18 protein-coding genes and 2 pseudogenes are annotated in these 21,708 nt (G+C 68.5%); 13 read left to right on the top strand and 7 right to left on the bottom strand.

All coding sequences use genetic code 11. The features are described from left to right. Window positions 1-2,046: S8 family serine peptidase (locus tag ACZ60E_RS33695; RefSeq protein ID WP_469445409.1), on the top strand; the 2,046-nt coding region annotated here is incomplete at its 5' end. 560 nt (window positions 2,047-2,606) lie between these two features. On the opposite strand, the gene ACZ60E_RS33700 is transcribed toward ACZ60E_RS33695, so the two are convergent. Together ACZ60E_RS33700 and ACZ60E_RS33705 are read right to left on the bottom strand one after the other, a co-directional pair. Next, window positions 2,607-3,332, bottom strand: coding sequence for a VOC family protein (locus tag ACZ60E_RS33700; RefSeq protein ID WP_469445411.1), 726 nt, complete (start codon window positions 3,330-3,332; stop codon window positions 2,607-2,609). Window positions 3,333-3,393: 61 nt separating this feature from the next. Then, window positions 3,394-3,996 carry a PadR family transcriptional regulator gene (locus tag ACZ60E_RS33705; protein ID WP_469445413.1) on the bottom strand — a complete coding sequence of 201 codons (603 nt, stop codon included), beginning with the start codon at window positions 3,994-3,996 and terminating at the stop codon, window positions 3,394-3,396. 524 nt (window positions 3,997-4,520) lie between these two features. Here ACZ60E_RS33705 and ACZ60E_RS33710 point away from each other — a divergent pair. From ACZ60E_RS33710 to ACZ60E_RS33750, 9 genes and pseudogenes are all read left to right on the top strand, one after another. Continuing rightward, entirely contained in the window at window positions 4,521-4,841 is a 321-nt protein-coding gene (locus ACZ60E_RS33710; RefSeq protein ID WP_469445415.1) for a DUF6355 family natural product biosynthesis protein, read from the top strand. Between the two features lie 10 nt (window positions 4,842-4,851). Then, window positions 4,852-5,687, top strand: a pseudogene (locus ACZ60E_RS33715) (IS5 family transposase). Between the two features lie 232 nt (window positions 5,688-5,919). Further along, window positions 5,920-6,240, top strand: coding sequence for a hypothetical protein (locus ACZ60E_RS33720; protein ID WP_469445417.1), 321 nt, complete (start codon window positions 5,920-5,922; stop codon window positions 6,238-6,240). Between the two features lie 218 nt (window positions 6,241-6,458). Continuing rightward, complete coding sequence (locus tag ACZ60E_RS33725; protein ID WP_469445421.1) at window positions 6,459-7,004, top strand: hypothetical protein; 546 nt, start codon at window positions 6,459-6,461, stop codon at window positions 7,002-7,004. A 382-nt stretch (window positions 7,005-7,386) separates the two neighbouring features. Next, a complete protein-coding gene (locus ACZ60E_RS33730) occupies window positions 7,387-7,704 on the top strand; it encodes a hypothetical protein (protein WP_469445423.1) in 318 nt (105 codons plus the stop codon). Window positions 7,705-8,018: 314 nt separating this feature from the next. Beyond that, window positions 8,019-8,761: pseudogene (locus tag ACZ60E_RS33735) on the top strand (IS5 family transposase); the annotation flags it as partial. Window positions 8,762-8,770: 9 nt separating this feature from the next. Next, window positions 8,771-9,430: a hypothetical protein gene (locus tag ACZ60E_RS33740; protein ID WP_469445766.1), complete on the top strand. Its 660-nt coding sequence runs from the start codon at window positions 8,771-8,773 to the stop codon at window positions 9,428-9,430. A 265-nt stretch (window positions 9,431-9,695) separates the two neighbouring features. Next, the gene (locus ACZ60E_RS33745; protein WP_469445426.1) at window positions 9,696-10,043 is read left to right on the top strand and encodes an effector-associated constant component EACC1; all 348 of its coding nucleotides are present in this window, start codon (window positions 9,696-9,698) and stop codon (window positions 10,041-10,043) included. 3 nt (window positions 10,044-10,046) lie between these two features. Further along, window positions 10,047-12,443, top strand: a complete 2,397-nt coding sequence (locus ACZ60E_RS33750) for a caspase family protein (RefSeq protein WP_469445427.1) — start codon at window positions 10,047-10,049, stop codon at window positions 12,441-12,443. Window positions 12,444-12,480: 37 nt separating this feature from the next. Here ACZ60E_RS33750 and ACZ60E_RS33755 read toward each other — a convergent pair whose 3' ends face one another. Beyond that, a complete protein-coding gene (locus tag ACZ60E_RS33755) occupies window positions 12,481-13,677 on the bottom strand; it encodes a LuxR C-terminal-related transcriptional regulator (protein ID WP_469445429.1) in 1,197 nt (398 codons plus the stop codon). Between the two features lie 77 nt (window positions 13,678-13,754). Further along, entirely contained in the window at window positions 13,755-14,111 is a 357-nt protein-coding gene (locus tag ACZ60E_RS33760; protein ID WP_469445432.1) for a PaaI family thioesterase, read from the bottom strand. 176 nt (window positions 14,112-14,287) lie between these two features. On the opposite strand from ACZ60E_RS33760, the gene ACZ60E_RS33765 reads away from it, so the two are divergent. Together ACZ60E_RS33765 and ACZ60E_RS33770 are read left to right on the top strand one after the other, a co-directional pair. Continuing rightward, window positions 14,288-15,268 carry a zinc-binding dehydrogenase gene (locus tag ACZ60E_RS33765; RefSeq protein ID WP_469445433.1) on the top strand — a complete coding sequence of 327 codons (981 nt, stop codon included), beginning with the start codon at window positions 14,288-14,290 and terminating at the stop codon, window positions 15,266-15,268. Window positions 15,269-15,403: 135 nt separating this feature from the next. Next, the gene (locus tag ACZ60E_RS33770) at window positions 15,404-16,189 is read left to right on the top strand and encodes an enoyl-CoA hydratase/isomerase family protein (protein ID WP_469445435.1); all 786 of its coding nucleotides are present in this window, start codon (window positions 15,404-15,406) and stop codon (window positions 16,187-16,189) included. 44 nt (window positions 16,190-16,233) lie between these two features. Here ACZ60E_RS33770 and ACZ60E_RS33775 read toward each other — a convergent pair whose 3' ends face one another. From ACZ60E_RS33775 to ACZ60E_RS33785, 3 genes are all read right to left on the bottom strand, one after another. Next, entirely contained in the window at window positions 16,234-17,016 is a 783-nt protein-coding gene (locus ACZ60E_RS33775) for a FadR/GntR family transcriptional regulator (protein WP_384815918.1), read from the bottom strand. Between the two features lie 129 nt (window positions 17,017-17,145). After that, on the bottom strand, window positions 17,146-18,147 hold the full coding sequence (locus tag ACZ60E_RS33780; RefSeq protein WP_469445437.1) for an NADPH:quinone oxidoreductase family protein: 1,002 nt from the start codon (window positions 18,145-18,147) through the stop codon (window positions 17,146-17,148). Window positions 18,148-18,214: 67 nt separating this feature from the next. Beyond that, the gene (locus tag ACZ60E_RS33785) at window positions 18,215-20,023 is read right to left on the bottom strand and encodes a PucR family transcriptional regulator (RefSeq protein WP_469445438.1); all 1,809 of its coding nucleotides are present in this window, start codon (window positions 20,021-20,023) and stop codon (window positions 18,215-18,217) included. A gap of 446 nt (window positions 20,024-20,469) precedes the next feature. Between ACZ60E_RS33785 and ACZ60E_RS33790 the strand changes: the two genes are divergently transcribed. Continuing rightward, complete coding sequence (locus ACZ60E_RS33790) at window positions 20,470-21,684, top strand: ABC transporter substrate-binding protein (RefSeq protein WP_469445439.1); 1,215 nt, start codon at window positions 20,470-20,472, stop codon at window positions 21,682-21,684. Window positions 21,685-21,708 lie beyond the last annotated feature (24 nt).

A 21,708-nucleotide genomic window follows, 5' to 3' on the forward strand; every position in this document is an offset into this window, starting at 1 on the left:
GTCGGCGAGAAGCCGGCCGGTTATGTGACGATCTCGGGTACGTCGATGGCCACTCCGCATGTCGCGGGCGCCGCGGCGATCCTCAAGCAGCAGCATCCCGACTGGACGTACGCCGAGCTGAAGGGCGCGCTGACCGGCTCCGCGAAGGGCGGCGCGTACACGCCGTTCCAGCAGGGTTCGGGCCGCATCCAGGTCGACAAGGCCATCAAGCAGAGCGTGGTCGCCGAGCCGTCGTCGGTGAGCTTCGGCGTCCAGCAGTGGCCGCACACCGACGACACCCCGGTCACCAGGAAGGTCACGTACCGCAACCTCGGCAAGACGGACGTCACGCTGAGCTTGACGGTGGCGGCCACCGACCCCAAGGGACAGGCCGCTCCGGCCGGTTTCTTCACGCTCGGCGCCAAGACGCTCACCGTCCCGGCGGGCGGCACGGCTTCTGCCGACCTCACGGCCAACAGCAAACTGGGCGGCACGCTCGACGGCGCCTACTCCGCGTACGTGACGGCGACCGGCGGCGGCCAGAGCGTACGCACGGGGGCTGCGGTGCAGCGCGAGGTGGAGTCGTACGACGTCACGCTCAAGTTCATCGGCCGCGACGGCAACCCGGCGCAGTACTACAGCAGCAGCCTGGACGGTGTCACCGGCCTCGCCCAGGGCAATTGGTATGCGCCCTACGACGCGTCCGGCACCGTCAAGGTCCGTGTCCCCAAGGGCGGTTACATCTTCAACTCGGGCGTCTTCGTCGACCCGGAGGACCCCGCCAAGGGCCTTGACTGGGTGACGCAGCCGAAGCTGAGCATCACCAAGAAGGCCACGATCACGGTGGATGCGCGGACCACGAAGCCGGTGGACATCACCGTGCCCGACGCGGCGGCCAAGTCGGAGGTCGCTACGCCGATGTACACCGTCGGCGTGCCGGACGGCAGCAACTCGTACGGCTGGTGGCTGGACTCATACGCCAACTTCCGTACCGTGCACGCCGGTCCGCAGATCACCGACGGCAGCCTGTACCAGCAGTGGGGCGGTCACTGGGTCAAGCCCGCCGAGGAGTACGACACCCTCGCCGGCGGCAAGGTCAAGCAGGTCGCCACCGGCTACACCAAGCACTACAAGGCGAGTGAACTGGCCACGGTGAAGACCGGTCTGGGCGCCTCGGCGAGCGGCAAGAAGGGCGTGATCTACGCCTGGGGCGAGCTGCCCGGCAGTACGAGCACCTTTGCGCCCGGGGTCCAGCAGAAGCTGCCCGGCACGCGCACGCTGCGCCTGTCCACCGCGGGCGGGGCGAAGTGGAAACTCGACTTCGAGCAGCACGGCGGCCTCGACGAGTCCGGCTCCCCGATCGTCGAGGCCTTCTACACCCTCGGCGCCCCGCAGACCTTCAAGGCCGCCACGAGCTACAAGAAGACCTTCAACACGGCGGTCTTCGGCCCGCGCACCGGCTCAGACCTCGGCCTCTACCGCGAGGGCAACGGTATCTACGGCTACCTGCCGCTGTTCGCCGACGGCAAGACCCACGCCGGTTCCTCGCTCTACTCGTCGGTCACCACGACCCTCTACCGCAACGGCGCCAAGGTCGGCTCCAACAGCGACCCGCTGGTCGGGGACGGCATCTTCAAGGTTCCGGCCGGTGATGCCACGTACAAGCTGACGACCTCGGTCAAGCGGAGTGTCAAGGTCGCCGCGGCCTCCACCCGCGTCGACGCCAGCTGGACCTTCCGCTCCAAGAAGGCCGACCTGGCCAAGCTGCCCGCGTCCTCGGTCCGCTTCGACGCGGCCGTCGGCCTGGACAGCAGGGCTCCGGCGGACAAGAAGGTCTCCGTCCCGGTGACCGTCCAGGGCTCGGCGGCGGGCTCGAACCTGAAGTCCCTCGCCGTGTACGTGTCGTACGACTACGGCCAGACCTGGAAGAAGGTCACCGTCAAGAACGGCAAGATCGCGATCACCAACCCGGCCAAGGGCAAGGGGATCTCGTTCCACGCCAAGATCGCCGACAAGAAGGGCAACAAGTCGACGATCTCGATCTACAACGCGTACTACGGGAAGTGACCGAAGGGTCGCCCACCGAACGCTGGCACGTACGGACGCGATTGATACGTACGGACGCGTGAGAACGCGTGAGAACGGCCCGCCGGAAGCAGAGCTGCCGGCGGGCCGTTCGGGTATGAGTGCGTCGCGGCAAAGGGAGTCTCTGTTCGATGAGCAGGGGCCTCTTCGTGTGTGGGGCGTGATCGCGACGGGGTAGGGGGCAGCGGGAGGCCGGGTCGGTGTGGGTCAGCTCTGTGTGGACGTAGGCGAGTCGGGCGCTCCGCAGGTGGGCCGTGGCGGTGGTGTCGAGGCGCTGGCGGAAGAGGTACTGCACCGCGCGTGGCGTGAGGCAGGCGAGCATGCCCCTTCCCACAACGGCGGCGAGCGCGTGAACGGCTGCCGCCTTGCCGAACGTGCCACCGAGTTGGTCGACCGACCGCGGCGTTGAGCGGTCTTCTGCGCACGGGTGGCTCCGGTGAGGCTGGTGCCGTTGCCTTTGCCGATGCGCTCAGGACGAAGGCCGCAGACGAGATCATCGAACGCCTCGCCGGATATCCGAACCGACTTCCTGACTCAGGACACTAGGGCGCGAGTCCGACGACGGCCTCCAGGTCTTCGAGGCTCGCCAAGTGCGCGGTGAGTTCGCTGCGTTCGGCCTTGGTGAGGGGGATGGCGCGGGCACGGGTGAGGGCATCGATCGCGGCGGTGGTGTCATCGACGCGGACGGCGAGTTCGGCGCGGTAGGCCAACGCCTCGACCAGTTCGGCGGCAGGTGCGCCATCCTGCTCCCGGGCCAGCGTGGCGTCCAGGATCTTCGCCGCCTGCTGATTGTCGCCCTTGGAGTCACCGAGCACGACGGCGTTCTCCAGCGCCTTGGCCAGCTTGCCGACCGCGGGCGCACCGGTGCCGCCGGTACCCGGGGACGGGAAGATCCGGATCCAGTTCCCGCCGGGGTCGATGACCGTGAACCCGGACTGGTGGTCGGCGTTCTTGCGTTTCCGCGGACGGGTCATCCGCGGGATCCCGGAGACCAGGAGCTTCCCGTGCGCCGCGCGCATGCCCGCGGCGAATGCCTCGAAGAGCTGCTGGGTGTCGGGCACGATGACCACACAACTGCCGTAGGAGTCCTCGGGCCTGAAGCCTGGCATGCCGAAGAACTGCAGCTGGAGGTCTTCTCGCTGCAGGCCCACGCACGGGTTCGGGCGGACCTGGTAGTAGGTCCGTGTGAAGCCGAGCATCGTGTAGAACTCGACGATCTCGTCGATGGATGCGCACGGAAGCAGCGGGACGGTTATCTCGTGGGCCATGACATTGCTCCGTCTCGAAGGGAGGGTCTCGAAGGGAGGGTTTCGCCGATGTTCTCGGCTGCTACTCGGCCGGCTGTGCGGGGTGGCGGGTGGGGGAACCGGGCTCGCCGGCCATGCTGAAATCGCCCTCTTCCAGGCGGTGGATCAGCCGCCGGGTCCACTGGGCACCGGTATCGGCGGTCGCCAGCCACAGCGAGATGACCTCGCCCACCGGGCCCCAGGCGTCCAGCTCCGTGTCCGCGGGCAGGTGTGCGGTGATGCTGGTGCGCCAGTCGCGCATCGCGTCGGCTCGGGTGCGCAGGACCTGCAGAGCCTGTCCCCGGGGCAGGTCCTCGATCAGGCCCACCGCAGCACACAGGACGTCCAGCCTCGGCTCGCGGTCGGCCAAGGCCCGGCGCAGGAGGCTGAGGTACTCCTGCTCACCCTTCTCCGTCAGCTCGTATTCGATTCTCGGCGGGCCCCCGGCGGCCGAGGGATCCGCGTCGAACGTCGCCTCCAACAGGCCCTGTCCGGCCATGCTCTTGAGCGCGTGATACACCGAACCCGATGTGGCGGTGGACCACTCATGTGCGCCCCAGGACTCCAGATCCGCGCGGATCTGATAGCCGTGTGCGCGACCGCGCCTGCGTAGTGCCCCCAGGACCAGAAGTCGTAGCGGTTTCATCCAACCCCTTCCGCCCGAGTAGCCAAATTTGTCTACTGCGGGAAACGTACTCCGCCTGGGGCGTGCTAGCCAAATTTGGTTACCCCGAGTCGTGCGTCGCCGCCGGTGCTGCATGAGTATGTGAGCACCCGCGTTTCTTGCTCGGCGCGAGGGAGAGCCGCGGCTGGTTCAGGCTCGGTTCCGCTGGCTTCGCAGGCCTGAACCGGTGTCAGCTCCTGCCCGCCTGCACCCATAAGGTCGACGTTATCGACGGACAGGGATCTTGTACGGCCCCGGGTGCTGACAGTAATGACACCGCCGTGTGAGTGTTTGAGCGCTGCCCCGATCGCCGGACACGCCATCCCGGTCGATGGGCGGACCGCGGTGTGCCCGACACCGCGGCAGCCGGCGGCCTTTGTCCGTGAGCCGGGCGGCGCGAGTGCCGCCTTGCACCTCGCACGCCGACAACCGCCCGCAGGCAAGACACCTTTCCACCAGCCGAAGTCGCCTCCTTCCGCCGACTCACACAACTGAGGAGTCCTTCCATGCAGAAAACCGCAAGCAAGCTCCGCATCGCCGCAGCCGCGTTCAGCGCCGTCCTCGTCGCGAGCACTGTGCTCTCCGGAAATGCCCACGCCGCGCCCGAGGGGAAAGCCGCCGCAGAGATGGGGGTCAAGGCCTGCGGCTACTACGAGACGCAGACAGATTCGTACTACGGGCACTGCGGCAGCACCTGGGTCAAGATTCAGGTCGACATCGACTGGTGGCCGACCGACATCAAGAGGTGCGTCCCGCCGGGCGAGACCCATCTCGGCACGACCGACGAGATCGACAACGCCTGGGCCATCGAGGGCACCTGCGGCTAGGTCATTTCGTTTGGATCAGCCGGTCGTTGGTCCGGGTGTGTCGTTGACTGATGCGCGGTGGGCGCGGATTGAGCCGTTGCTCCCGGACCGGGCGTCGAAGCGGGGTGGCCGTTGGCGGGGCCATCGTGAGGTGATCGACGTGATCGCCTTCACGTTCCAGACCGGCACTTAGTGGGTTCATCTTCCGGAGGGGTACGGGAACTGGCGAGGCTTCTACACCGGCTGCGGATGTGGGCGATCGACGGGTGCGTGGGAGCGGGTCTTCACCGCGCTGATGGCCCAGGCTGATGCCGACGAGGACCTCAACCGGGCCGTCTCCGTGGACTCCACGATCGTGCGCGCCTACCGGCACGCGGCCGGGGCCCGCAAAAAGGGGCCTGGCCTGGCGAACCGGCCGACCACGCCGTCGGCCGGTCCCGTGGCGGACCGACCACGAAGATTCATGTCGTGGCCGACGGCCGGTGCCGGCTGCTGGCGTTCGTCCTCACCGTCGGTCAGGCCGGCGATGCTCCCCGCCCCTTTGGGCGGCCTCGCACCAAGCCGGACCTGGTCCTGGCCGACAAGGCGTATTCCTCCCGCGCGATCCGCGGCCACCTGCGTAGTCGCGGCATCGGCGCGGTGATTCCGGAACGGGCCGACCAGCAGGCCAGCCGGCGGCGACGCGGACGAGCTGGCGGCAGACCGCCGGCTTTCGACCGCAAGGCGTACAAACAGCACAACACCGTCGAGCGGTGCATCAACCGTTTGAAGCAGTGGAGCGGCATTGGCACCTGCTACGAGAAGACCGCGACCACCCACCTCGCCGGACTTCACATCGCGGGCGCCTACTTCTGGTCAGCCCGCTGATCCAAACGAAACCGCCCGGGCCGACGAGGCGCACTGCGCATCTGTTCCACCGGTGATCTAGGCCCGGGCAGTGCTGGCCAAGGCCATCACGGTCGGCAGAACGTTCTTACCGATTACGGGTGAATAGTCGGCGTATTGCTGGTCATGGTGCTGGGCCCACGATGGAATGGACCACTGACAGAAGCACTGTCACCCTGCCCCAAGCGTCGTTTAGCTACGCAGAGGACAGCTGTTGCGCACCTACATGAATGCCGTGGTCTGTTCGGCTGTCGTCGCGGGCACCCTGATGGCCTCCGCATTTGTCACTTCTGCATCATCGCGAACGGCCCCGTCAGTTCCACAAGGTCTGCGCGTGATGTCCGACAAGGGGTACGCGCAGCCGTTCGGCGTGGCTCGCGCCGAGGCCGAGGGGTTGACAGTGGATTCGCCCCAGCCGAGTCCGGCTGCTCCGCGGGCCGACGCCAGCGCCCGCGCCAGTCACTGGAGCGTGGTGCAGTTCGGCAGCAAGGACGGCGAGGGCAACAAGTGCCCCGATGCGGTGAACGAGACATGACGTCACAGTTCTCCGGCGACAGTCAGGAGCCGGTGCCGATGCAACGGTGGGACAACGCAGGAGTGGTACGGCTGCAAGCCGCTCTCGTCCGGGGTGTGCTGCGGTTCACGGCGATCCCTCTGGGGGGCGGCCCTCTCGTCCGAGGTGTGCTTCCCGTCCGTGACGGGCGAGCCGTGGGGAGAGTGGTCGTCTGGGACGGCCATGGAATCGGGACTTCGGTGGCCTACGACCTGCCGCTCGTGGACCGGCACGGTGACAACATCCCCGCCTCCGTACTGGCCGCTGCTCTGCGGCAGGCCGTGCGGAGGCGGCAGGAGCCCGACGTTCCGGGGCCGGCAGCGGACCCCGACCGTGATGGCGATGGCGATGGCGACCGCGACGGGCACGGCATCCCTGTCGTGGGTACGGAGGAGCTGTCGCGGCTCTTGGAGGCTGGTCCGGAACTCGATCTCACGGACGCTCTTCACGCGGCCGTCGCAGGGATCGTCCCGCCCGGAGAATCCGAGTCCGCCGGGAAGCTGGGCGTGTGTGGTTTTCTTCTCCTCGACCAGTACATCGCGCGTGTCTACGCGACCGGTGAGGGGCTGTCGGGCGTGGTCGGTCTCGACGTGTCGCTTCGCGATGAAGAAGGAGCCGTGGCCGTGGGCATCACCAGTCTGGCTGCCGCCCTTCCCTCGCTCGTCGTCGACGATCAGTTGAAATACAACCCCTCGGACGCGGTGGACCCATATTGCTCGGAAGTGTTCGACCTGACCCACTGGTAGCACTTGGGCGCGTCCTGGCGGGTGCGGCACTGCTGACCGGAGACAACCCGGGGCGTCATTGCCAAGTGCCTGCCTTGGACGCCTTACTGATCGTTTCAGAATGACTCCGGCCGATAGCAGCAAGCCTGTTGGCACTTGTACAGCTGAGTTGGCACCTTGTCCCATGGCCTTGTGTGCGCGGCTTGGTCCGAACCGGTCGGAACGTAGGAGTGGATGGATGGGCGTGGATGCGGAACGGGAGTGCTGGGAGCTGCGGTCGGGAGCAGGGGTAGGTCCCTTGCAGTTCGGGATGTCTCCAGCCGAGGTCGCCCAGGCGCTTTTGGCCCCTGGACCACAGGAATGGGCTGGCGGTCCGTATGCGCAGGAGGACTTCCCGGGTGGGGTGAAAGCGTTCTACGACGCGGGCAAGCTCGCCTGTGTTGCACTGGATGCGGTCACCGGTCCGCAGGTCTTCCTGTCTGGCTTCCCGCTGGCGGGAAGCGATCCGGAGCAGGGCCAGCAGTTCCTGCTGGACCACGCTGCGGAGCATGGGAACTGTCTGCTCTACACGCCTGATGACTCGCTTTCCCTAACTGATATCGGGGTTCTTCTGCGCGGGCAGCAGGTCGGGGCAGCGCGCCTGACCCGTCCGCTGTTCGTAAAGGAGGAGTGGTTGGAGTCGGAGTACTTCCGAGACCACCTTCCGCTGGAAGGCGCCTGAGCTCACTGGCGGCAACCGACACGACGTCACCCAGCTCCTGCCCCGCCCCGCGCCCTCTTCAGGCGTTGCAGCCGGCTGCCGTAAATCTAGATGGATTGACTATGCGTCATGGCGAGTGGGCGGGGCCCTTGCGGGTTTCTGCAGAGTCATGGAGTTCGGCAGGGATCCGCCTGATGTCTGTGGCCAACGTGGTGGCAGTGGAGAGTCGGCCGTCTCGAACAGTCAGGGCATCTGAAGAATCAGCTAGGCGGTTTCGGTTAGATCAGTCGGTCGTTGGTCAGGGTGTTTGGTTGACTGATGCGCAGTGAGCGCGGATCGAGCTGTTGCTCCCGGGCCGGACGTCGAATCGGGGTGGCCGTTGGCGGGATCGCCATGAGGTGATCGCCTTCACGTTCCAGACCGGCACTCAGTGGGTTCATCTTCCGGAGCGGTACGGCGACTGGCGGGGCGTCTGTAACCGGCTGCGGATGTGGGCGATCGACGGTACGTGGGAGCGGGTCTTCACCGTGCTGATGGCCCAGGCTGATGCCGACGAGGACCTCAACCGGGCCGTCTCCGTGGACTCCACGATCGTGCGCGACCACCAGCACGCGGCCGGGGCCTGCAAGAAGGGGCCCCGCCCGGCGAACAGGCCGACCACACCGTCGGCCGCTCCCGCGGCGGACCGACTACAAAGACCCACCTGGCCTCCGACAGCCGCTGCCGACCGCTTGCCTTCCACCTCACCGCCGGACAGGCCGGCGACGCACCAGCGTTCACCGCAGTCATGGCTCGCCTGCGGGTTCCCCGCCGGCGAGGACGGCCCCGCACCCGACCGGTCACGGTCCTGGCCGACAGGGCCTACTCCTCCGGCGCGATCCGTGACCACTCGCGTAGGCGCGGCATCCGGACGGTGATCCCGGTTCCGGCGGACCAGCTCCGCCACCGCATGCGCCGGGGCAGCGATGGCGGTAGACCACCCGCCTTCGACCGCGAGGCGTACAAGCAGCGCAACACCGTCGAGCGGTGCATTCCACGATGTGGTTCCTTTCGAAGGGGAACCGAGCAGCGTCGGGATACTGGGCCGGTGAGCAACACCAGGGCTGAATACGAAGCGGACAGTGAACAGTTGCCGCGCAAGGTCTACCTCGGTCTGCGGGAGGGCAATCTCGACCCGCAGGACGTCGTCGCTCTCGCCTGCGAACTGCTCGACTGGTTTCACGGCACCGACGCGGTTCTGGAGGTTGTCGAGCGCAATCCGGGCGAGGTGTCGCCGGCGGAGATGACCGCCCTGGCCCGGCGCATCCTGGACGACATGGGCTTCGATCCCGGTTTTGACCTCGCCCCCGAGCGTCTGGAGACGTTGCGCGCCGCGCTACGGGTCGTGGCCCGCGACCTGTCCACACGCGGGATCGAGGGCGAACCGGAGATTGAGATCCTTGAGGACTGGTTTCCGGTGGGAGCCGGTGTCCGCCTTGCCGACGGCGGACGGCTCAACTGGGGCGGTCCCATCCTGCCGGACATGTGCGACGACCCGACCACGGCACTGACCAGCCTGGCGATCCTGATCCAGGAGAGCCTCCTCGAATGGACCTGGCAGGTCTGGCCGGTGTGTCCCCGGCATGATCTCGGCGCCCACGGCTCGGAGCGGGACTGCGGAGCTGTTTGGTGGTGCGCGGGCGACGGCGGACACATACTGGCGCCGGTCGGCGAACTCGCGCACGCCGGCCGCCGTCGCCCCAAATAGGGCCAGCGGTCGGTGCGGTCCCTTCGGAGGGTTCGCTCTCAACTCTGCTGAACTGAAGTGTTGTCAGCAGCAGGAGCGACTTCCACAGGACAGCCAGGCCCTCATCACCTGGGCGGCCATCAGCTTGATGACCTGGCGCCTCACCAGGCCGACGCGCCAAGTCCTACCGACCGTCACGCGGCCGGATACGAGGTTCGGTCAGAGGTCCTGAAAGACCGTCGATCGCGCGGTATGTTGCCGATTGTCCATCAAGGAAGGCCTGCTGATGTCGAATGTGATCCGGGTCAGCGCTGACGATGCGGACGACGAGCTGCGCTCGTTTCTGGCGTGGCTTCAAGAGGACTCGGTTATTCGCCGGCATGCCGTGATCTCGTTGGAGTCTGCGGATGGCGGAGAGAGCCGGGCAGGCGAGATGGGTGGCGCGTTGGAGATCGTGAAGCTGGTGATCGACACCAACTTCCAGGTCTTGAACTTCGGTCTCGCGTATACCGCCTGGCGGGCGTCCCGTGGGAGGCCGACCCCCGTGACGGTCGAACGAGGCGGAGTCACGATCGTCCTTGACGACGCCGAGCCGGAGACGGTTGCCCGGCTCGTTCGAGAGCTGGACAGGTGAGGCGTGCTCCCCGACCCGGCCGCCTCGCGTGCGGTACTCATCGGGACCAGCCGTTACACGCATGCATCGCTGGAGGATCTACCCGCCGTCGCCGCGAACCTTGAAGCGCTCGCGGAGTTGTTGTGTTCGCCGGACGTCTGGGGACTGCCCACCCAACACTGCGTTCTGGTAGCGAACCCCGCCACTGTCGCGGAGATGATGAGTCCGGTCGCGCAGGCCGCCGCGGAGGCGACGGACACGCTCCTGGTGTACTACGCGGGTCATGGACTGGTGGCACGGCTGGCTGCCGAGCTGCACCTTGCTCTGACTGGTACGGAGAAAGCGAACGCTTCCTTCACCGCCGTCCCCTACGGTCTGGTCCGAGAGCAACTGGCCCATACTCGCGCCGAGCGTCAGGTCGTCGTCCTCGACTGCTGCTACAGCGGGCGGGCCCTGGGGCGCATGGCGGGCGGCGCCCCAGCAGACATCGTTGCCGACGAGGCCGTCATCGAAGGCACCTACCTGATCGCTGCCGCCGCAGAGACCAAAACCGCCGTGTCGGTTCCCGGAGAGCAACACACCGCCTTTACCGCCGAGATGGTGTCACTCCTGCGACGCGGGATACCCGGCACCGGGCCCTACCTCGACCTGGACACCCTCTACCGCGAGATCGCGGCCTCCCTCCGGGCCAAGCAACGTCCGCTCCCACAGAGCAGGGTCCGTAACACAGCCAGCCGCCTCGCCTTCCGCAACCGGGCTTTCAACGACCTCCATCAGCGCTGGCGGGACCTGGTCACCGAGGCCGAGCGCACCGCCCGTACCTGTGAGAAGCCCGAAGACCACTTCGGTGTGATCATTGTCGGCCTGGCCAAGCACGACCCCGCCGGGGCCGAACGGCTTGCCCGCAGCATAAAAAAGCGGAAGCACCGGGAATTCAGGCTGCAACAGTTGGCCGAGTCAATAGCCCGGACCGACCTGGCCGAGGGAGAGCGCATTGCCCACACCATCACCGACCTGACGGGCCGAGCGCAGGCTCTGGCGCAGATCGTGCGCGTGTCCGCGGGGAGAGCCCCCGCCGCGGCTGAGCGGGTCGCCCGCACCATCACCTTCCCCCAGCAGTGGGTATGGGCGCTGCACAGTGTCGCCGCGACGCTCATCGAGACCTCCCCCCGTCACGCCGTTGACTTGTTGGCCGAGGTCGAACGCCACGCCCGTACGCTCAGCAATCCGCAAGAACGGGCCACCTTGCTGGCAGGCATCTCCGCAGACCTGGCCAAGCCTGATCCAGGCAGAGCCATGGAGCTCATGACCGAGGCCGAACGCATCCTCGCCGACATCATCACCGACCCCTTCAGCAGGTGGCTGAAGTTGAGGGAAGCCCTCACAGTGATGGCCGTACATGCCCCCGACACTGTCAAAGACTTCGTTGATGCGATGACTGAAGATGCTGACCCGGAGAAACGAATGTCCACGCTGACGTTCATCGCCGGGGACCTGGCCGAGAACGCCCCTGGTGTGGCCGAGCACATCGCCTACGTCATCAACGCCCCGGACGGGGTCGCCTCCTACAGGATGCAGAGCATCACCGAGGCCCTGGCCGCGAGCGATCCGGCCGCCGCCGAACGGATCGCACGTGCGATCCCCAACCCCAAGCTGTGGGGCCCCGCGCTGTGTACCATCGCCCAAGCCCTCATGGAGAAAGCGCCCGGCCGAAGTCGCGATCTGCTTGCCGAGGCCGAACAGCTCATTCGAACCCAGCAACAGCCGGCTGAACAGGTCAGGGATCTGGCAGCCGTCGCCGAAGTGCTGGCCCGCCTCGATCCGGAACAGGCCAGGGGCCTGCTGATCGAGGTCGAACATGTCGTTCGCGGCGGACTTGGCCCCGACGCACTCGACGCCTGGGTCGAGAACGATGCGTTCAGGCGGGATGGGCCAACACTCGCCAAGGTTTGGACAGCGTCCGCACTCGTCGCGCTCGCTGCAGGGTGGGCGGAAGTCGCTCCGGACCGTGCCGTGGAACTCCTCACCGAGGTCGACGGCTCGGACGTCGACCTCACCATGAGCACCCCGAAGATCCAAGACACCATCAGGACCCTGGCCAGGAAGGATTCAGCGGCTGCGGTGCACTCTGTCAGCCTCCTCTCCGACCCCTACGACCGGAAAAGGGCAATGGAGGACGTCATCGGGGTCGTGGCCGAACATGATCCCCCTGAAGCCGAACGTATCGCCCGTGGCATCCCCGACCCCGCGGCGCGATGTCTGGCCCTGAAGATCGTCGTGGAAGCCCTGGCCCAGCGGGATCTCTCGGAGGCCGAACGGATTGCCCGCAGCATCTCCGAACCCGCGGAGAAGATCCACATGTTGGGACTGCTCGCCACATGGTGCCCTGACACGTCGTCTGACACGCAGACAGCGCTGTGAAGGCTGTCCGGGCTGCCGGGCGGTACCGCCCGATCGCTCAGCTGTCGCCGATCGTCAGGTGCAGGTAGTCGTAGATGGCCTCGCCGCGGTTCTCGGCGCGGAGTTTGCGCAGGATTCGTTTGACGTGGGACTTCACGGTGCCGTTGCTGATGACCAGTTGTTCCGCGATGCGGTCGTTGGTGGCTCCGGTGGCCATCAGTGACAGCACCTCCAGCTCGCGCGGCGTCAGCAGGGACTCCAGGGCTGCCGACGAGGAGTGGACGGGCGGGCGGTCGGCCCTGGAACCGGACGCCGTGACAGACGGTCGCGGTACGAGTTCGATCTCCGCGGCGGCGAGATCACCCAGCACGTTCCCCAGTGTCTCCATGGCGGCCTGGACCTTCTCGCGCTGCTCACCGAGCCTGGCCAGCAGCACCGTGCGTTCGAAGAGCCGGCCGAAAGCGCGGGTGAACGCCCACAGGATGTCGAGGTCGAGGGACGTCACCGGCGCGGACGTGTGATCCGCGTGGAGGAACCCGATGACCCGGCCGGCGGGCATGAGCGGCGCCGCGACGTAGGAACGCAGCCCGGATGCTTCGAGGAGCGGCCGGTGGACCCGGGGGTCGTGCTCCCCGTCGGCGACCAGCGCCGGCCGGTGGCAGCGCACCATCTCGCTTTCCAGCGTCAGATGGTCCAGCCGGATCTCGGGAATGCCGCGGATCCACTCGCGGAAGGCGCGTTCGGGCTCCCGGTCGGTCACCGCGCGGCTCTTCCAGGGACGCCATACGGAGCCCTCCACCCGGGACAGCATCACCCGGTCGAATCCGCAGCTGTCCAGGACCGTTTCACAGACCCGGTCCAGCAGTTCGTCCGGGTGGCGCAGTCTGCGCAGCGGGGACAGCCCCGCTTCCATGGCGTCCAGTCGGCGCAGCCGCTCATGGGACAGGTGGTCGTGGATCTCGTGGCGCACACCGAGAGCGTCCGCCAGGCTGATGCCGAGGCCGACCGCTTCGAGGCCGTCGGGGCGGGTGCCCTTCGACGCCAGACGTTCCCTCAGCGCCGAGGTCAGGACCGCCAACCGGCCGTCCAGGGCGGTCAGGTCGTGCGCGGTGTCGGGAGCCGCGTCGTGTCCCGGGCCGGTGAACTGTTCGGCTGCTTCCAGCACTTTCCTGCCGCGGTCCATGAGGTCGGTGTGCCGCTCGGGCCGCGCCGGTGAGCCGGCGCCCTGCCGCCCCTCGCGGGACTGCGCCCTCACCGTCTTCGCCCCTCGCGGGTGCTACGCGTCATGACAGCCCTCTCCCTCCACTGCGCCCCGTGTGGCCTCGCGCGGACTCACCTGGCGGGTGCCGGTACCGTCAGGTTCGCGAGACGTACCTGGCCGCGGGCTATCAGGCGCCCGTCGTCGTCGACCACCTCGACCGACCAGAGCTGCTGCGTACGCCCCCGGTGGACGGGAACGGCCGAGGCGGTCAGCCGGCCGGAACCGACGGGCCGCAGGAAGTCGGTCTGGTTGGCGGTGCCGACGACTCTTCCCCGGTCCCCCCACCACAGGGTCGCGCCGATGCTCGCGGCGGTCTCCACGAGGGCGCAGTACACGCCGCCGTGCACGATCCCGTGACCCTGAAGGTGCTCGGGACCGATCTCGCAGGAGACCACCGCCCGGTCGCCGTCCCGCTCCAGGTACGTCATTCCGAGAACCTGTCCCAGACCTGCGCCAGCCGGTTCGCCGTTCACGGACCGTCCCCTCGCCGTAGTGACAGCCCTGCGGGTCCAGGGCCGCGGTGCGTGTGAGTGTATCTTGCTTTAGGTCTGTTCTCGATATAGTTCTTTAGGTCTGACCTTTGATGTCGGCGAGGGAGGTCGCGGTGCAAGCAGTTGTCCTGCGTACGTTCGGCGCGGCCCGGAACCTGCGCATCGAGGAGTACCCGGATCCCCGGCCCGAGCCGGGGTGGGCCGTGGTCCGTCTTCGGGCCAGCGCGCTGAACTGGCATGACGTACTGGTCCGGCAAGGCGTGTACCGGTCGCCCCTGCCGCACGTCATCGGCGCGGACGGCGCGGGGACCCGGACCGACACGGGCGAGGACGTGCTGATCGTGCCGTCCCTGTGGTGGGGTGACGACGAGAGCGCGCCGGGGCCCGACTGGCAGATCCTCGGCGACCACCGACCGGGCACGTACGCCGAACTGGTACGGGTGCCCACCGAGTGCCTGGTGCCCAGACCGGCCGGGCTGAGCTGGGCCGAAGCGGCCGCTCTGCCCCTGGTGGGCCTTACCTCCTACCGGGCGCTGTTCACCCGCGGCCGGCTCCGCGCGGGGGAGTCGCTCCTGGTGATCGGAGCCGGTGGCGGCGTGGCCACGACAGCGGTCGCCCTGGCCACCGGGATCGGCGCCCGGGCCGTGGTGACCTCGTCCTCCGCCGAGAAGATCGAGCGCGCTCGGGAGCGGGGCGCGGCCGGAGGCGTCCTCCATACGGAGACGGGCTGGGCCGAGTCGGCCAAGCGGCTGTCACCCGGCGGCAGAGGGTTCGACCTGGTGCTCGACCCGGTCGGGAGGTGGTCGGAGTCTCTGAGGGCACTGCGTCCGGGTGGGCGGCTGGTCGTCCTCGGCGCCTCCCATGCCGAGCAGGCGTCGCTGGACGTACGGAGCTTCTACTTCGGCCAGTTCGACCTGCTCGGGACCACGCTGGGCAGCCTCCGCGACTTCGGTGGGCTCACCTCACTGCTCCGGAGCCACCGCATCGCACCGCCGGTGATCGACGCGTCCTTCCCCATCGACCGGGCAGCGGCGGCGCACGAACACCTCGAAAGTGCACGGGGCTTCGGGAAGGTCGTACTCACCCAGGACTGACCGATCCGTCCCCCCCCGGCGATCCGCCCCCGGCGAACCGGACCCCCGGTACGGACGGCATGGACCGTACGCATGACACACACGACACACATGACATGCGCGACACGCATCAGCGAAGCGGAAGGAAGGCGTCGTATGGCCGAGAAGTTGGTTCGTTACGCGGTGGACGAGGAAGGGGTCGCCTTCGTCACGCTGGATCATCCGCGGACGCGTAACGCCCTCAGTGACGAACTGCTCGACGACCTCATCGAGGCGCTGGAGCGGGCGCGGGACGACGGAGCCGTACGCGTCGTCGTGCTCACGTCCTCGCACGAGCGGATCTTCTCCTCCGGCGGGAACCTGAACGCGTTCGCGGACAACAGGACGGCCGTCGAGAAGTACGCCGGTCTCGACCGCTTTCCGCGCCTCTTCAAGCTGATCGGCGCTCTGGGCAAGCCCGTGGTGTGCGCGGCCAACGGAGACGTCCTCGCCGGGGCGTTCGGGCTCGCGCTCGCCTGCGATCTCGTCATCGCCAAGGAGTCGGTGCGTTTCGGGTGTCCCGAGATCAATGTCGGGGCGTTCCCCTTCATGATCTCCGCGCTGATCTATCGCAACGTCGACCGGATGAAGGCCAACGAACTGATGATGCTGGGCGACCTGATCACGGCGGGCGAGGCTCGTGGTCTGGGGTTCGTCAACAAGGTCGTCCCCGATGAGGACTTCGACGCGGAGGTCGCCGCATGGGCGCACCGGATCGCCGCCAAGTCGCCGCTGCTGATGAAGCTGGGCAAGGACGCGATCAACGCGACCCGTGACCTGGCGCTCCATGAGGCACTCGACGCGCTGCAGGCCCAACTGGCCCTGGCGTTCACCACCGAGGACCTCGCGGAAGGCGTTCGTGCCTTCCGCGAGAAGCGCAGCCCCGAGTGGCGCATGCGCTGATGCCCGGGTGGGCCGATCAGCCCCGCACGCCGCTCACTTGCCGCTCACTTGTCGTCGGAGACCGTGATGTCGGTGCGCTCGTCGACCGCGAGCACGGCATCCGCGTAACCGTGTACATGGCGTGTCATACGGCGGGCCGCCGCCTTGGGGTCCTGGGCGCGGATGGCGTCGGTGATCGACTGGTGGGCCCGTACCGCCACGCGCCGTACCTCGGCGTCGACGAAGCGCTCGTTCTCCGTGGCGGCGTAGATCGCCCGGGATAGGGCGGCCATGAAGCCGGTGAGGAGTTCGTTGTGGCTCGCGGTCGCCACGGCCACGTGCCAGTCGACGTTGGCCTGGAGGAACGCGGCCAGGGTGCCGTGCTCGTCGGCGATCGCCTCGTTCGCGGCGTCGAGCGCAGCGAGGTCCTCCTCCGTGCGCTGCGTCGCGGCGAGCCGGGCGCAGTACGGCTCGATCGCCTCGCGGGTCTCCAGCAGCGACGAGAGCCGGATCTGACGGCCGCGGATGAGGAGGCTCACGGAGCTGGCGATCGAGTCCTTGCCCGGCCGCTGCACGAAGGCGCCGCCCGCGCGGCCCGTCTTGATCCGGACCAGATCCTGCACCTCCAGGATGCGCAGCGCCTCCCGGACGGTGGTGCGGCTCATCTGCGTCTGCACCACGAGTTCGCGCTCCGGGGGCAGTGCGGTGCCCTCGTCGAACTCGCCGCTGAGGATGCGCTCACGCAGTTCGTTGGCGAGGACGTCCGACGCCTTCGGGACCTCCATGGGTGCGAGTCGAATCACGGACTGCCTGCCGCCGGACGGACGAGCGGCCGCTGTCTCGGACATGATTCTCCTGGCCTCTGGGTGGGGGGTGTGGGGCTGTCGTGAGGATGGTCCAAGGGTCTGACCTAATCGCTCTTGAATCTATCACTCGGATTGTGTCACGGCTGTGCCGAACGCGTGCCGAGTACGGGCTCACAAGGAGCCGCCCCCTGCCCGCGTCTCGACGACGACCTTGCCGAGCGCGGCGCGGCGCTCGATCAGCCCGAGGGCCTCGCCGCCCCGCTCCAGTGGGAGGGACCGGCCGACGAGGGGCTTGATGCTGCCGTCGGCGGACATCCGCTCCAGCGCGCCGTTCAGCGTCACCGCCAGGGCGGGATGCCGTTCGGCGTACGCGGCCAGGGCGACGCCGACCACGCTGAGGTCCCGCAGCAGCAGCCGGTTGACCTTGACGGTCGGGATGGAACCGCCGGCGAACCCGACCACCGCGAGCCGGCCTCCGACGTCCAGGGACCGCAGCGAATCGGTGAACCGGTCGCCGCCCACCGGGTCGACGACGACGTCCACTCCACGCCCGCCGGTGAGTTCGCGCGCCTGTGCGGCCCAGCCCGCGGTGGAGCGTACGACCTCGTCGGCGCCGGCCTCGCGGGCGACCTTCTCCTTCTCGTCGCCGGACACGACGGCGATCGACCGGCCGCCGAGCGCGCGCACCAGTTGGAGCGTCGCGGTGCCGACCCCGCCGGACGCCCCGTGCACGAGCACGCTCTCGCCCTCCGCCAGCCGTACGCGGTGGAGCGCGAACCAGGCGGTCGCGTAGTTGAGATAGAGGGCCGCACCCTCGGCCCAGCTCATCGAAGGAGGCAGTCTGACCGCGAACTGGGGCATGGCGAGCGCGCGTTCGGCCATCGCGCCCCAGAGGGTCAGCGCGGCGACCCGGTCACCGGGTACGAGTCCGGAGTCCTCCGGCGCCTCCAGCACCGTACCCGCGACCTCGCCGCCGGAGACGTACGGCGGCCAGCGGCCGTGCTGGTAGGCGCCGCGGGTCTGCAGCAGGTCGGGGAAGGACACTCCGGCGGCGTGCACCTCGATCAGCAGCCGCCGGCCGTCCGCCCACGGGTGTGCCCCGGCGGGTTCGGGCACCTCGGCGACGGCGCCCCCGTCCGGCCCGGTCAGCTCTTCGATCACGAAGGCGCGCATCAGCGGCACCTCCGGACCCCGGTCGGAACGCGGTCGTTGCGGTCGCGGTTGCGGTCACCGTCGTGGGTCACGCGGTCCTTCTTCCGTCGTGGTCGGCCGCGGTCCCGTCGGGGGAGAGCAGCGCGGGATGGCCCTGGAGGCGCAGGACGAGCAGAGCCGTCTGCACACTCAGCTGGTCGCCGGCGTCCGCCAGTACGTCGAGACCGGTCAGGTCGTGCACCCGGGCGAGGCGCAGCCGGACGGTGTTCTCGTGCACGCCCAGTTCCACCGCGGACACGCGCACACTGCGTCCCGAATCGAACCAGGACCGCAGGGTCAGCAGCAGAGTGGTGTGGTGGGCGGTGGAGGTGAGGAGGGGGCCGAGGACGTCGTCGACATATCTGCGTACGGAGGCGGTGTCGCTGTTGGCCAGGAAGAGCCGGGCCGGGCCGAGGTCGTCCACGGCGAGGACCCGGGGCGAACGGCCCCCGGCGAACCGGCCGATGCACCGGGCGACCTCACGTGCCTCCCGGTAGGCCCGCGCCAGCCCCGACGGCTCGGTGACCGACGACACCCCGGCGGCCAGACCGTCACCCCCGGGATGCGTAGCGCAGACCTCGCGCACCGCCGACTTGACCCGGGCGGCCACCGCCGCGGCTCCGGCGTCCCGGGGTGACTCCACCAGCAGGACCAGTCCCTCGGAGCCGCGGGTCGTCAGCACATCGAGACCCAGTCGGCGCCGGAGGCCAGCCGCAAGCTGCTCGTCGTCGGCGGGGTCGTCGCGCCGGGCGCCGGGCCCGGTGAGGTAGACCAGTACCCGGCGCGCGTCGATGTCGATGCCCAGGTACTCCCCGCTGCCCCGCAGGTCGGCCACGGTGGAGGTGCCGCGTACGAGCTGGCGGGCGAGGGAGGAGCGCGCGTTCCAGGCGACGTCGGCCACGCGCTTCTGGACGGTGAACTCGGTGGCGGCGCACTCGGCGCCACGGCGTGCGACGAGCAGGTCGAAGGCCGTCAGCAGGGCGGGGTACTCCATGACGACGAGCCAGCCGAAGTGCCGGTCGCCGGCCAGTACCGGCGTGAGCACATGGCGTCTGAGGAGGCCCGCCGCCGGCCGGGCGGGCACCACGGCCGGTTCGCACGGTTCGCACGGCGCGCAGGGTTCGTACGGTTCACTCTCGGGCCGTACCCGGGCGCCGGCGAGTATCTGGTTCACCGGCTGGATCCGCACCTCCCCGCCGACAGGGCCAGCCGAGGTCACCAGCCGATGCCGTGCGTCGAACAGGGCGACGGCCTTGCCGGTCAGCTCCGCACAGGTCCGGACGAGTGCGGACAGTCCTCCCGGGCGGCCGACGAGGCGGCTCAGCCGGCGTTCCGCCTCGCCGCCCCGCCGCAGGGCCTCGTGCCGGCGGGCCAGCTCCTCGTGCGCGGCGGCGAGCCGGCGGTTCGTCAGGACCCCGAGAACCGCCGCGCCCGCCAGGTCGGCACAGGCGGACACCTGGTCCGGCAACGGCTCTTCGGCCCGGTGGCCGACGGGGTGATCGAGCAGGGCGAACCCGAGGAGTCCGGTGCCGGTGTCGGTGCCCGTGCTGGTGTCGGGGCCGCTCAAGGGGACGGCCAGCCGCGTGGTCCCGGGTCCGCCCCGCCGGTCCTCGCCGAGGACGCAGGGCCGGCCGCCTGCTCTCAGCAGTTCCACCAGCGGATCGTCCGGGCCCACGGACTGCCGGGGCCGCCGGGTCAGGCGTACGGGAGGTGAGGGATTCGGGTCGTCGAGCACGGCCTCGGCGTGGAACCGTCCGGTCGCCGCGTCGTGCAGGAAAAGCAGGCCGCCCGTGAACCCCGCCGCGGCACAGAGCCGACGGAGCGAGAGCCGCAGTACGGCCTCGTCATGGTTCTGCACCGCCTCTTCATGACCCTGCCCGTCGGACCCGGCCGCAGCTGTCCCAGCTGTCACAGCTGTCCGCACACGTTCCACTGACGACGTCATGGGCCGCTCTTTTCCACAGGTGAGGTCGGAGTGCCGCGCAGCTGCCACAAACTCGGTGATTGGCCCAAAGTTAAAATGGTCGGATCGAAAAAACAATAGATCGGTAACCGGCCGACCGTCACCGGGACCGCCGTGAGAGGCCGTTACCGCCGGTCAGGGGCCTGGCCGATCGCATCGCACAGGGGTTCCGAGTCACCCCTCCACGGCACTTTTCGGCCTGCCTCTCCCTCCAAAGGGAGATGACAATCCCCCTTTGTGGAGACGCCCGCCGTGCGCAAGCCGCTCATCATCGGGTGGCGCAGGGTGTTCCGCCCTGATCCGCCTAGTCGAGTCCACGCAGTTGAGTAGGGGTACCGTCTGTGAACCACAGAATCATGCGGACGCTCGTGGCATGTTCGATGACCGGCACGGTCGCGGCGTGCGGCGCCTCCACCGGTGACACCGCCTCGTCGTCGGACGACAGTGTCATCAAGGTCGCCGTCATCCCGCCCAGCAGCGGCGCACTGGCCCAGTTCGGGTCCGACACGGCGAAGGGCTGGCGCTACGCCGTCGAGGAGGTCAACCGCAAGGGCGGCGTCGACGGCCACAAGATCGAACTCGTCGAGATGGACACCGACGCGACCCCGGCCACCACGCTGCGGGCGGCGCGCGAAGCCGTCCTCAAAAAGGGCGCCAAGTTCATCGGCGGAGTCATGACGTCCACCGAGCACGGTGCCCTCAACCGGCAGCTCGCCGGGATGAACGCCCTCTCGTTCAACAGCCTCGGCAAGGACGACGCGCTCACCGGCAAGGACTGCGTGGCGAACGCCTTCCGCGTCGTGCAGAGCAACACCATGGACGTCAACGCCCTCGCCGGCACGCTCAAGAACCTCCCGGGCGACAAGTGGGCGATCCAGGCCGTCGACTACTCCACCGGGCACACGGCGGCGAAGGTGTTCAAGGAGGCGGCGACCAAGGCCGGCAAGAAGGTCGTCCTGGAGCAGTTCGCGCCGCTGAACACCACCGAGTTCGGCTCCTACATCACCAAACTCAAGAGCAGCGGCGCGGACGCCCTGTTCGCCGTCGAGTACGGCGCCGACGGCGTCGCGTTCGTCAACCAGGCCGTCCAGTTCGACCTGCCCGCCGAGTTCAAGGCGGTACTGGGCTTCAACATGGTCTCCGAGCCGCTCTTCAAGGCCATGGGCGACAAGATCGTCGGCTTCTACAACAACGTTGGGTACGACGTGAAGGCCGACAACGCGCTGAACAAGAGCTTCGTCGACGGCTTCAAGAAGAAGTACAAGGAGACGCCCTACTACGTCGAGGCCGACGCCTACCTCGCCGCCCAGACGCTCTTCGCCGGGATCGAGAAGGCCGGCAGCGGCGACCCCGCCAAGGTGCGTACGGCCCTGGAGGACCTGAGCTTCGACAGCATCGTCGGCAAGGTCACCCTGCGCGGCGCCGACCACCAGCTGGTGCGCCCGTCGCACTTGGGCCAGGTCGAGAAGACCGGCAGCGGCCTCGCCTTCAAGACGATCGCCACGGCCCAGGGAGCCGACACCTCCCCGCAAGCGGACCCCGCCTGCAAGCTCTGACCCACCTCCACACGACGGGGTTGC

This window comes from Streptomyces sp. NPDC102514 (assembly GCF_055584525.1).